This window comes from Serratia sp. KH_031 (assembly GCF_057839655.1).
In genome coordinates this window covers 764,656-777,384 of sequence record NZ_CM174496.1, presented here as the reverse complement: position 1 = coordinate 777,384, position 12,729 = coordinate 764,656, and the positions used below count along the sequence as shown (strand labels likewise).

General features: G+C 51.5%; 11 protein-coding genes. 4 read left to right on the top strand and 7 right to left on the bottom strand.

All coding sequences use genetic code 11. From position 1 onward, the window contains the following. Nucleotides 1-222: 222 nt before the first annotated feature. A complete protein-coding gene (metC, locus tag AC3ISQ_RS03430) occupies nt 223-1,413 on the top strand; it encodes a cystathionine beta-lyase (RefSeq protein ID WP_489350576.1) in 1,191 nt (396 codons plus the stop codon). A gap of 130 nt (nt 1,414-1,543) precedes the next feature. Beyond that, nucleotides 1,544-2,203: a DedA family protein gene (locus AC3ISQ_RS03425; protein ID WP_489350575.1), complete on the top strand. Its 660-nt coding sequence runs from the start codon at nt 1,544-1,546 to the stop codon at nt 2,201-2,203. Nucleotides 2,204-2,402: 199 nt separating this feature from the next. Here AC3ISQ_RS03425 and AC3ISQ_RS03420 read toward each other — a convergent pair whose 3' ends face one another. Continuing rightward, complete coding sequence (locus tag AC3ISQ_RS03420; protein ID WP_489353111.1) at nt 2,403-3,287, bottom strand: AraC family transcriptional regulator; 885 nt, start codon at nt 3,285-3,287, stop codon at nt 2,403-2,405. A 209-nt stretch (nt 3,288-3,496) separates the two neighbouring features. Between AC3ISQ_RS03420 and yqhD the strand changes: the two genes are divergently transcribed. Further along, complete coding sequence (yqhD, locus tag AC3ISQ_RS03415; RefSeq protein WP_489350574.1) at nt 3,497-4,660, top strand: alcohol dehydrogenase; 1,164 nt, start codon at nt 3,497-3,499, stop codon at nt 4,658-4,660. 134 nt (nt 4,661-4,794) lie between these two features. After that, a complete protein-coding gene (dkgA, locus tag AC3ISQ_RS03410; RefSeq protein ID WP_489350573.1) occupies nt 4,795-5,631 on the top strand; it encodes a 2,5-didehydrogluconate reductase DkgA in 837 nt (278 codons plus the stop codon). Nucleotides 5,632-5,672: 41 nt separating this feature from the next. Here dkgA and AC3ISQ_RS03405 read toward each other — a convergent pair whose 3' ends face one another. From AC3ISQ_RS03405 to AC3ISQ_RS03380, 6 genes are all read right to left on the bottom strand, one after another. After that, a complete protein-coding gene (locus AC3ISQ_RS03405; RefSeq protein ID WP_489350572.1) occupies nt 5,673-6,551 on the bottom strand; it encodes an aldose 1-epimerase in 879 nt (292 codons plus the stop codon). A 9-nt stretch (nt 6,552-6,560) separates the two neighbouring features. After that, on the bottom strand, nt 6,561-7,619 hold the full coding sequence (locus AC3ISQ_RS03400; protein WP_489350571.1) for a zinc-dependent alcohol dehydrogenase family protein: 1,059 nt from the start codon (nt 7,617-7,619) through the stop codon (nt 6,561-6,563). A 44-nt stretch (nt 7,620-7,663) separates the two neighbouring features. After that, a complete protein-coding gene (locus AC3ISQ_RS03395) occupies nt 7,664-8,650 on the bottom strand; it encodes an ABC transporter permease (protein ID WP_489350570.1) in 987 nt (328 codons plus the stop codon). Nucleotides 8,651-8,660: 10 nt separating this feature from the next. Then, nucleotides 8,661-10,169 (bottom strand): sugar ABC transporter ATP-binding protein, encoded by a 1,509-nt coding sequence (locus AC3ISQ_RS03390; RefSeq protein ID WP_489350569.1) that lies wholly within the window; start codon nt 10,167-10,169, stop codon nt 8,661-8,663. Between the two features lie 13 nt (nt 10,170-10,182). Next, nucleotides 10,183-11,127 (bottom strand): substrate-binding domain-containing protein, encoded by a 945-nt coding sequence (locus AC3ISQ_RS03385; protein ID WP_489353110.1) that lies wholly within the window; start codon nt 11,125-11,127, stop codon nt 10,183-10,185. Between the two features lie 175 nt (nt 11,128-11,302). Then, nucleotides 11,303-12,727: a sugar porter family MFS transporter gene (locus AC3ISQ_RS03380; RefSeq protein ID WP_489350568.1), complete on the bottom strand. Its 1,425-nt coding sequence runs from the start codon at nt 12,725-12,727 to the stop codon at nt 11,303-11,305. Between the last annotated feature and the right edge of the window lie 2 nt (nt 12,728-12,729).

The window sequence follows — 12,729 nt, the reverse complement described above, 5'->3', positions numbered from 1 at the left end:
TAGCGGATTGATAGTGGTTATCATTATTATTTGCTTAATTAGTGATTCTGAAACAAAAAATAATATCCACCCAGTAACAACAAGGTGTTGCCGATAACATCGCCAGTTAAACGTGCTAACAAATAGATCATAAAGTCAGAGGTAAAAACGTCTGGATGGCTATTTGACATCATGTTAACGTAATGAACGACTCAAATAACATCCAATGAAGGCAAGCCAAACATGACGTCTAAAAACCTCGAAACGGCACTGATCGGCGCAGGCCGTAGTAAACGTTATACCCAGGGTTCAGTGAACCCGGTCACCCAGCGCGCCTCTTCATTGGTGTTTGACTCTGTCGCGGCCAAAAAACAAGCCACCGCCAAGCGCGCGCAAGGTGAACTATTTTATGGTCGGCGCGGCACATTGACGCATTTTGCGTTTCAAGATGCGATGACCGAACTGGAAGGCGGTGCAGGCTGCGCGCTCTACCCTTGCGGCGCGGCGGCGGTTTCCAATGCTATTTTGTCTTTCGTCAGCGCTGGCGACCATGTGCTGGTGACGGGTTCGGCTTATGAACCAACACAGGATTTTTGCACTAAAGTTCTCGGTCGAATGAATATCACCACCACCTATTTCGATCCGCTAATTGGTGCCGCGATAGGTTCCCTGATCCAGCCCAATACCAAAGTGGTGTTCCTCGAATCACCCGGCTCGATCACCATGGAAGTACAGGATATTCCGGCCATGGTGCAAGCCATTCGCCAAGTCAACCCAGACATCATCATTATGATCGATAACACCTGGGCGGCGGGCGTGCTATTCAAGGCACTGGAATTTGATATCGATATTTCAATTCAGGCAGGCACCAAATACATCATTGGGCACTCCGACTATATGCTCGGCACCGCCGTGGCTAATGCCCGTTGTTGGGATCAACTGCGTGAACAATCCTATCTGATGGGGCAAATGGTGGATGCCGATACCGCTTATATGGCGAGCCGCGGTCTGCGTACTCTGAGTGTGCGTTTACAGCAGCATCAGCAAAACAGCATTACCGTCGCTAATTGGCTCGCGCAGCGCCCTGAAGTCGCCACGGTTTATCACCCCGCGCTGCCGAGTTGTAAAGGGCATGAGTTTTATCAGCGGGATTTCAGTGGCTGTAATGGCCTATTTTCTTTTGTGCTGAAACAGAAATTGGATGATGCTCAGCTCGCCACCTATCTGGATAACTTCACCCATTTCAGCATGGCCTATTCCTGGGGCGGCTATGAGTCGTTGATTTTGGCCAATCAACCGGAGCAACTGAACGCCATCCGTCCCGCTGGCGAGGTGGATTTCAGCGGGACTTTAGTTCGTCTGCACATCGGTTTGGAAAACGTACAGGATCTGATCGACGATTTGGCCGCCGGGTTTACACGCATTGCCAACTAATAACTACGGGTAGAGCAATTCTGCCCATCATTTTTTCCCGACCGTTAATGTCCCATTAAGCTTATAGGCGTACACTAGCCCCATGAGTTAATCGATAAGTGCAGATTATTCCGCACATTCGGGATATTAGATGGATGTATTAAAAGAGATTATTCACGCACTTTGGCAACAGGATTACGCTGCATTAGCCAATCCCAGCGTGATTTGGGTGGTTTACGCGGTACTTTTCACCACCCTGTTTTTAGAGAATGGCCTACTACCAGCTTCCTTCCTACCCGGCGACAGCCTGTTGTTGTTATCCGGCGCGTTAATCGCCAAAGGCGTGATGGGTTTTGTCCCTACCCTGCTGATTCTGACTATCGCCGCCAGTTTGGGCTGTTGGCTGAGCTATATACAAGGCCGCTGGCTAGGGCATACCGGCGTGGTGAAAGGCTGGTTACTGCAACTGCCTGCGCAATATCACCAACGAGCGCACAACCTGTTTAACCGCCACGGGCTGATGGCGCTAGTGATTGGTCGCTTTTTGGGTTTTGTACGCACCTTGTTGCCAACAATGGCCGGAATATCAGGCCTCGACAACAAGCGCTTCCAATTCTTTAATTGGTTAAGCGCCTTGGTTTGGGTGGGTTCCGTGGTCAGTTTGGGTTATGCCTTCAGCCACATCCCACTGGTAAAACGCTATGAAGATCAGGTCATGACCGGCTTGATGATCCTGCCATTAATTTTACTGATCGGCGGTTTGCTCGGCGCGATGCTGGTTGTCTGGCGCAAAAAACGTTCTGCCTCTTAGAGCAACTCAAATAGGCATCATTGTCGCCGCCAGTTTGAACACGGACAGCGCGGAAAAACCGGAACGTACACGCAGTACGTGAGGATTTGATTCGCTCCGCTCACCCTACGGGCCACCCTGAAGGGCGTTCAAAGATAAATCTTTGTGAGCACTGCCTAGGTTCAGAATGGCAAGTAAAATAGCCTATTTGAGTTTGCTCTTAACCGCCCATGACTACGTTATTCTCTTTAAGCCGGGCGAGTTCATCGCTCGGCGTCATACCAAATAACCGTTTGAACTCACGACTGAACTGCGAGGCACTTTCATAGCCGACGCGGATCGCCGCCGTGCTGGCCTTCAACCCGTCATGTACCATCAACAATCGCGCTTTATGCAAACGGTATGACTTCACATATTGCAGCGGTGAGGTGTTGGTCACGGCTTTGAAATTATGATGAAACGCTGAAACGCTCATATTTACTTCGCTAGCCAGTGCTTCAACGTTGATATTTTCAGCATACTGGTACTCGATACGCCGCAGGGCTTTGGCAATCTGGCTGAAATGAGTATGCCGATTCACCAACTCCTGCAACGAAGCGCCACAACTGCCACGCAACACGTAGTACAGCAACTCACGTACGATCTGCGTTCCCAATACTCGCGCATCTAACGGTTTAGCCATCACGTCCAGCAAGCGCTCGGTGGCACACAGCATCTCCTCCGTCAGAGCCGCACAGTTAACGCCGTTGCTCTCGGCACGTGGCTGCATCAGGTAGTCGTCATCACCAATATCCAGCAGCAGATCCTGCAACATTTGGCTATCGACACCAATCGCCAATCCCACCAGCGGCTCCTCTGGGCTAGCAAAGCTTTCACATTCAAACGGCAGCGGCACGGTCATCAGCAGGTAATTGCGCGGATCGTATTGGAATACCTTATTGCCGCAGTATCCAACTTTGTGCCCTTGAAAAATAATCACGATCCCCGGTTCGTACATCACTGGCTGCCGTGGACAGTATTCGTCTAGGTACAACACTTTCACGCGCGGTACGGACGAAGGTGTATATCCCTTCCCTTTGGCGAAACTGGCCGCTTGGTGCGCCATACGGCGGCGCAATGCATCTATTGCAGTCACCACAACCTCTCTAGAATTGGCAACGATATGGCAAAAATAGTAATTCAAAATCCTCCATTCCTACAGTGCTTTGTAGAAATAGGCAAGACACCAACAGGAATGTGCATTGAGCTATAACGCCCCGTTGACCACAATACACTCCATAACTCATTCATCTAATGCCAAGAGAGCAAGTCGCCATGCAAAACTTTATTCTCCATACCCCAACTAAAATCCTGTTCGGTGAAGGCCAAATCGCAGAACTGGGCAAACAGATCCCGACTGGCGCACGTATTCTGATCACCTACGGCGGCGGTAGCGTCAAGAAAAATGGCGTGTTGGATCAGGTCTATGCCGCACTGGCTGGCCATAACGTGCAAGAATTTTCAGGCATTGAACCGAATCCCACTTACGAAACCCTGATGAAAGCGGTAGAGATGGTGCGCGCTGAAAGGATTGATTTTCTGCTAGCCGTCGGCGGCGGTTCCGTGGTTGATGGCACCAAGTTTATCGCCGCAGCGGCACCTTACACCGCCAACCCAGATGCTTGGCATATTCTGCAAACCGTCGGCAGCCAAGTGACCAGCGCAGTGCCGATGGGCTGCGTATTGACGCTGCCAGCAACCGGTTCTGAAACTAATATCGCAGCGGTAATCACCCGCAAAAGCAGCGGCGATAAGCAGCATTTCTTCTCACCGTTCGTTCAGCCGCTGTTCGCGGTGTTAGATCCGGTCGTGACCTACACCTTGCCGCCGCGTCAAATTTCCAACGGCGTAGTCGATGCTTTTGTACATACCATTGAGCAATACCTGACTTACCCGGTGGATGCCAAAGTGCAAGACCGTTTCGCCGAAGGTCTGTTGTTAACACTGATCGAAGAAGGCCCGCGCGCGCTGGCTGAACCAGAAAACTATGCCGTGCGTGCCAACGTGATGTGGAGCGCGACGATGGCGTTGAACGGGCTGATCGGTGCTGGCGTACCACAGGATTGGGCCACCCATATGCTGGGACATGAACTGACGGCGATGCACGGTCTGGATCACGCACAAACGCTGGCGATTGTTCTGCCTGCGCTACTGAGCGAGAAAAAAGCGCAAAAACGCCAGAAACTGCTGCAATACGCAGAACGCGTTTGGGGTCTGCGTGACGGTTCTGAAGACAGCCGTATTGATGGCGCGATTGCCGCAACCCGTACTTTCTTCGAGCAAATGGGCGTGCCAACTCGCATGTCTGACTACCAGCTCGACGGTAGCTCCATTCCCGCGCTGCTCGACAAACTGAATCAGCATGGGATGACTGCATTGGGTGAACATCAAGACATTACTCTGGATGTCAGCCAACGCATCTATGAAGCCGCGCGTTAATCCCTTGATGGTAATTTCTGATATTGTCGTTATTTAGTTAGCAAACTCAGCAGTGCCCCTGTTTGCCAACTAAACTTTAAGATCATATATGCCGACATTAACCACGTCGGCTGTCTGCTCAAAAGGAGATACGCATGACAACGCAACAACCTATCATCAAACTTCACGATGGTAATCTGATGCCGCAATTGGGCCTCGGCGTTTGGCAGGCGAGCATTGAAGAGACGGAGCTTGCGGTAAAGAAAGCGCTGGAGATTGGCTATCGCTCGATCGATACTGCCGCTATCTACAAAAATGAGGAAGGCGTTGGCAGTGCGCTGCAATCCTCCTCAATTCCTCGTGAAGAGCTGTTTATCACCACCAAACTGTGGAACGACGATCAGAGCGATCCTCATGCTGCTTTGAATAAAAGCCTCAAAAAGTTAAAGCTGGATTATGTTGATCTGTATCTGATCCATTGGCCAACGCCGACACGAGACAAGTTTGTCGATGCTTGGCGTGGGTTGATTAAATTGCGTGAGCAAGGTTTAGCCAAAAGCATCGGTGTTTGTAACTTCCATACCGCGCACTTGCAACGTTTGCTGGATGAAACCAGCGTTGCCCCGGTAGTGAATCAAATCGAGCTGCATCCATTGATGCAACAACGTCAGTTGCACTCGTGGAACGCCACGCATCATATTGCGACCGAATCTTGGAGCCCGCTAGCACAGGGCGGTGAAGGGGTATTCGAGCAACCGATCATTAAAGAATTAGCGAAACGCTATGATAAAACGCCAGCGCAGATCGTCATACGCTGGCATTTGGATAAGGGTTTGATTGTGATCCCGAAATCCGTGACACCTGCACGCATTCAAGAAAACTTCGAAGTGTTTGATTTTAAACTCCACAAAGATGAGCTAGCGGAGATCGCCAAGTTAGATATTGCCAAACGGTTAGGGCCAGATCCTGACACCTTCCCAGAGTCCCTTTGATATGCCAGCCCTCTCAACCTGAGAGGGCTGTATTTGACAGATTAAAGCATGGAATAACCCAACCACATTTGCTGCTTCAACTTCTCCCCTTTTGCTAAACGCCGTAAGCCCCCCAACTCTGGCAGATTGTGCCCATTGGCGGCATGTGACATCGGTTCCAGACAGAAAAACTCGAACTGGTAGCCTTTATCAAACTTCGGATCGGAGACAAACATAAAGTACACCGGGCAAGCTGGTGTAGTGCGCATCTGCAACTGCGCTCCCAACTCTGGCCAGCGGATTTGTGCCTGACCATCCCAATCAGCGAAGCCGTTATTCACCCAACGACGCGGCGGTGTATTTGGCTGGTTGAAGTTCAGTTCTTCACTCAGCGCCACTCGCTCCCCTGCCAGCCATTCTTCCGCTTCCAACCAATAAGCTTCCGCTTTGGCAGTGACGGTGGTTTGTGGCGTCAATGGGAAGTAAGGATGCCAGCCCAAACCATAAGGCATCGGTTGTTCACCGGTATGTTCAACTTCCAGCTCGATACAGAGTTGGTTATCGACCAGCGTAAAACATTGGTCTACTTGGTATTGATAAACGCCGCTTTGCTGCTGAAAACGCAGCCGCAGAAAATCTGCCCGATGTTCGATGCATTGCCACTCGTTCAACCAGCCATCACCGTGCAGGTAATGACTGTCCCATTCAGTATTGGGCTGCAGGTGGTAATCATGTCCTTCAAAGGCAAAGTGATTGTGATTGACCCGATTACCAAACGGCACCAACGGAAAACAACCGGACTGCAATACCGAGGTGGTTTCGCTTACTTGCGCCGGGCGCAGCAAGGGCACTTCGCCCCGTGCGACACATTTCAATATGCAGCCGCCGAGGGACGATACCACCAGCTCAATCTGCCCGTTATCTAAGGTAAATAGCGACATGTTCACTTCCTAATCAGCAAAATTAATCACTACTTTGCCGCATTTACCGGAAGCCATCAGCGCGTAAGCTTCTGCCGCCTGTTGCAGCGTAAAACGATGAGTAATCGCTTGGTGCGGATGCATTTTCCAATCGCGCAAGTCGGTGGCGCATTTTTCCATATGGTGCAGGCTAGTGACCCAAGAACCGATAATCCGCCGCTGGTGATGCATCAGATCGGCACTGACCTCAAACTCCACCTTGCCGGTTTCGCCGATGTAAATCACCCTGCCCCAATCAGAAGATGCCTGCAACGCCAACAAGCGACCGCTGGCATTTCCAGAACAGTCGAGCGTGACGTTAGCACCGCCAGAGGTTAATTCCTGAATGTTGCTGATTAGGCCGTCGCTAGGTAAAAAACCGTGATCCATAATGCCCAGTTTTTTCGCCATCGCCAGTCGCTCAGGGATCACATCCACGCCAATCACCGTTTTAGCTCCACGCCCTTTTGCCAGCATCATCGCCATCATACCTACAGGCCCAAGCCCGACCACCAACACATGATCGCTGCCGGAAACCTCACCGCGAATGATCCCCTCATAAGCAGTACCCACACCGCAGGAGATAAACGCGCCGTCCTCATAACTGAGGGTGTCCGGCAGATGAATTAGGTCTTTTTCTTCTGCCAGTAAATATTCCGCATGACCGCCATCACGCTGCCAGCCATAGGCCGCTTTACCTTCGCCAGTGCAAGAAATAGGGAAACCACGTCGGCAATTGCTACAAAAACCGCAGCCAGAAATGTGATACACCAATACACGATCTTGTTCGCGGAAGTGCCGACATCCAGCGCCCAGCGCCACGATTTGACCGCAAGGTTCATGACCGTTAATAAACCCTTTATATAAGGGTTGATCCGGTGCCGCCGCCGTGGCGCGGTGTTGATGGTAAATATAATGAATATCGCTACCGCAAATACCGGACGATTTCATTTTTATCAATACCTGACCGATTCCTGGCTGGGGAATATTCACTTCACGTAATTCCACGGTAGAATTACCCGGTAAATAAGCCGCTAACATTTTTTCCATGACAACTACCTCAAACATAGATAAATAATGTGGGGGTGATACAACTATTGTTTATTGTTCTTTTGCATCACCATAATATTAATCAATACCGCCAGAACGATAATTACCCCTCTGACCACCTGTTGGAAGAATGAGTTAATCCCCAACAACACCAAACCGTTACCGATCAAGGTAATAACCAGTACGCCGAGTAACGTGCCAAGCATTGAGCCGCGTCCACCGGAGAGTGCGGTTCCACCGACCACCACCGCGGCAATCACATCGAATTCCAAACCACTAGCAGCCCCGGCGTTGCCAGAGCCCAATCGCGCCGCCAGTAAAATACCGGTCACTGCCGCCATCAATCCGGCGATGGTAAATAACAGCACGCGGATGCGCTTGACGTTAATCCCGCACAGTTGCGCAGCATGGGCATTACCCCCAATGGCATAGACCGAGCGGCCAAAGGCAGTCTTTTTACTAATAAACTGGAACACCACGAATAGCAGCAGCATGATCACCGCCGAAACCGGAATACCCAACACCTGCCCACCGAGCCAATCCAGCACCGTGTTTTCATCAATCGGCACTGGTAGGGCATTGGTCATAAATAGCCCCATGCCACGTAGCGCACTCCAAAGCCCTAAGGTGGCGACAAAGCTCGGTACGTTAAAGCTGCCGCGTAATATCCCTGCCAGTGAGCCAAGCACCGCGCCCAAACACAATGCAAGTAACAACGCTAACGGCAATGGCATCGCATATTGCAGCAAATAGGCCAGTATCACGGAAATAAACGCCACCATTGGCCCAACGCTCACGTCAATTTCACCAGAAATAATAATCAGCGTCATAGCCCATGCGGCAATACCAATCGTGGCCGCATCACGCAAGATATTCATTTGGTTATTGAGTGAAATAAACCCGGTGGCATAAATAGAAAATACCAGATACAACACAACAATAATTGCCAGCAACCCCAGTTCATTAGCATGTTTTGTCAGGCCGTTGCTTTTTCTAATATTGACTTCAGGTGCAAGTGTGGACATAACCATTATCCCAATTTTATTTTATCATTAATACTTCCGACATTAATTGCTCTACATCTACTGGTGAAATAAAGGTCTTGCTGATGGTGCCTTGTTGTAGCAATAAAATTCGATCACAAACCTGAGGTAATTCCTCCACTTCACTCGAGACGAAAATAATGCTTTTCCCTTCCGCCGCCAGTTCGCGGGCTATGCGGTAGATCTGATTTTTGGCTTCTACATCCACACCGCGCGTCGGCTCATCCAAAAGTAGGATCTGGCTTTGAGCATATACCCAGCGACCAATCACCACTTTTTGCTGATTGCCACCCGACAATGTGACAATTGGGGTATCGGTACAGGCGGTTTTTACCCGCATTCGCTTAACAATCTGGCTCGTCGCTTGTTCAATCAGTGTTCCGCTCAGCATTCCCCATTGGCTCACTGAACCGCTGTCGGTCATCACCGTGTTTTCGTCCACCCCCAACAAGGGGACGATGCCTTCCGCTTTACGGTTTTCCGGTGTGTAAGCCAAACCGCGCCGCAGCATTTCAACATAATTGGGCTGCGTTAATGCCACACCATTCATAACCAATTCACCGCTGCTGAGGGGGATTAAGCCGGCGATGGCTTTCAACAGTTCGGTACGTCCAGCCCCCAGCAAACCGGCGACCCCTAGCACCTCACCGCGTTTAAGTTCGAAACTGACTCGTCGCAATTTAGGCGGCACGGTCAATTCCTTAACCGACAATACCGTTTCGCCCTCCACCGCTTGCTTGACCTGCTGAGTTTGGTGGTTTTGGTGCCCTAACATGAGAGAGACAATCTGTTCGGTGGAGGTATTTTCCAACGCCACATCACCGGCGACGCAACCATCACGCATGATGGTGCAAGAGGAGGCCAAACGACGGATCTCGTTCATTCGATGGCTGACATACACCACCGCAATCCCCGCCGCGGACAGACGCATCACCGCAGCGGCAACCAGATCCGCCTCGGTATGGGTCAGTGAACTGGTCGGTTCGTCAAGGATCACCAATTTAGGGGAGCCCTGCAGAGCCCGTGCGATCTCCACTAACTGCTGCTGCGCCGGGCTAAGGCTGCGTACCCATTGCTGAGGGTCGATATTGACCCCCAACGTATCCAGCGCGCGTTGTGCCTGCGCCCGCATCTGCGCGTGGTCAATCATGCCACCACGGCGCCGTGGCCAATGGCCCAGACACAGGTTTTCCGCCACGCTCATATCTTGTATCAGGCTCAGCTCCTGATACACCGCACGCACACCTAGCTCAGCAGAACGACGCGTTAACTGAGACTCCGTCCCTTCCAACTGCCGCTCGCCGATGAATACTTGTCCGCTGTCCAATTTTTCGCTGCCGGTTAACATGCGGATCAGCGTAGATTTTCCCGCGCCGTTTTTACCGAGTAGCGCCCGAACTTCACCGCGACGTAGCGTAAAATTCACGTCGTGTAGCGCGACCACACCGGGGTAACGCTTGTTGCCTGCTTCAATACGGGCAACCACGGGTTGTTGATTTCCCAGCATATTGCCCCCTGGCTTATGGCAAGCCGTCTTGGTGGGTGGTCAGCCAGTCTGCGGCGTTTTTGCTTGAGGCATAAAGATCGATCGGCACTTGAATCACTTTCTGCGCCGCCGGTTGTTTGTTGATGGCATTAATGGCCTGAGTAAAGGCCAGCGCCCCCATTTTCTTACCAGAAATATCGACCACCGCTTGCAGTACCTGCTGATTCGCCAATTCTTGCGCGATCTCGGTAGTCATGTCGGAACCAAATACCACGGTTTTACCCACGCGATTCTGATTACGTACCGCTTTGACTGCACCTAACGTCGCACCACCGGATTCGCCAAAGATGGCGTCGATATCGCCACTAGAGATCAGCAGTTTTTCGCCCACCGAGATGGCTTTATCCAACACCGTCCCTTCTTGGTTAGCGACGATCTCCATTCCTGGCACTTTCGCCTTCAGCGCCTGTTCAAAGCCGCTGCGGCGCTGGACGCACACTTCAAACGCTTCGCAGTTAATGATCGCGATACGCGGTTTGGTAATTTGTTTACTAATGAAATAATCCGCCGCCGCGTTGCCCAGCAACTTACCGAATTCAACGGGGTCGCCAACCAGGTAGGCATAAACGTATTTATCGACGCCTTTTTCATTAATACAAGTGTTGTAACAAATTACCGGAATATCGGCTTCGCTGGCGCGCTTGATCGCACGCACGCTACCGTTGGCAGAAACGGCGGAGAGCACCACCGCGTTGACGTTGCGCGCCACCATGGTGTCAATAAAAGAGCTTTCTTTGGAAACATCCCCTTGGGCGTTGGTTTCAATCACTTCAATGTTTTTACCGCTGGTCGTGGCGCCGTTTTGCACGCCGTAACGCACTCCGGCGTAATAGCCCTGAGTATCGAGATAAATCGCGCCAAGGGTGATTTTCGCTTCTTCAGCAACCGCCCCCGGGCTCACTAGCACCATCATTAACATCACGTGTTTTATTTTTCTTAGCAACATCTTGATTCTCCAGTGAATGGTGTTCATCTTGCTGCACTTTTATTTATTAACCGGGTCAGCAATAAGCTGACCCGGATACACGCTAATTACACTAATGGAACAAACTGATTACGTTATGACCAATGGTCACGGAATAAACTAAACACAGTTAAGTGAACTTTTTATCTCCTCCCGCAGCACGCCCAGCCGGGCTAAGTTGCTTCTCCAACGCTTCCAGCGTCACGCCTTTGGTTTCCGGCACTTTGGCGTGGATAAACACCAGCCCCAGCAGGCAAATCACGCCGTACAGCAAGAAACTACCGGATGCGCCGAGCGCTGCGTTCAACAGAGGGAAGGTATAAGTCAGTACGAAACAGGCGATCCACAATGCGAAGGTACCTACCGCCATCGCTGAACCGCGAATGCGATTCGGGAAGATCTCCGACAGTAATACCCAAGTGACTGGAGCCAACGTCACGGCGTAAATCGCGATAGCGACCAGCACCAACAGCAATACCGGTAATCCCAACAGGCCATAGGCATAAGCCGCTGCCATCAGCAGGTAGATCACCGTTAACCCGGCAGAACCAATCAGCATCAAACGACGGCGACCAATGCGATCCACCAACGGCAATGCCAGCAGGGTGAAGATCAGGTTGATCAAGCCAGTAGCGACGATCGATTTCAGCGTATCGTTAATATCAAACCCGGCGGAGGCGAAGATCTCCTGCGCATAGTTGAAGATCACGTTAATCCCGCACCATTGCTGGAACACCGCCAGCACGATACCGATCACCAAAATCGGGCGTACATCGCCACGCCACAGGGCACTGAACGGGACTTTGCTGGTTTCTGTGCCCAAGGTCTGACGAATATCTGCCAATGTTTGCTGCGCATACTGTTCACTGCCAATGCGCCGCAATACACCTTGTGCTTTCTCGTGACGCCCAACCTTAGCCAACCAGCGCGGAGATTCCGGCACTATCACCATCAGTAACAGGAACGCCAGCGCAGGCACCAATTCCGCACCAAACATATAGCGCCAACCCACCTGCCCGTTCCAACTCGCTAGCAATTCTGCCTGGCTGGCATTAGCCGTCACCGGATCGGCAATCAGCAGGTTGATCAACTGCGCAGCCAAAACACCGATCACGATGGTGAGCTGGTTTACCGCCACAAAGCGGCCACGTTGCGCCGCTGGACTGACTTCCGCGATATAGATGGGCGACAGCGCCGAAGCCAAACCAATACCGACACCACCGACGATGCGGTAAACCACAAACGCATCAAAGGTGGTGGAGACGGCGGTCCCCCAAGCGGAAATCACGAACGTCAGCGCCGCGATGGCCAATGGCAATTTGCGACCAAAGCGATCAGACAACAGCCCAGAGATCAGTGCGCCGAAAATACAGCCCACCAGCGCCGAACTCATTGCCCAGCCAGACTGCGCCGGGTCGGTAATACCGAAATAGGCTTCGTAAAACGGCTTAGCACCACCGATCACCACCCAATCGTAGCCAAATAACAGGCCACCGCAGGCGGCCACCAGACAGATGGTCCAAACGTAGGGCATGTTCAGGTTATTATTTTTCATGT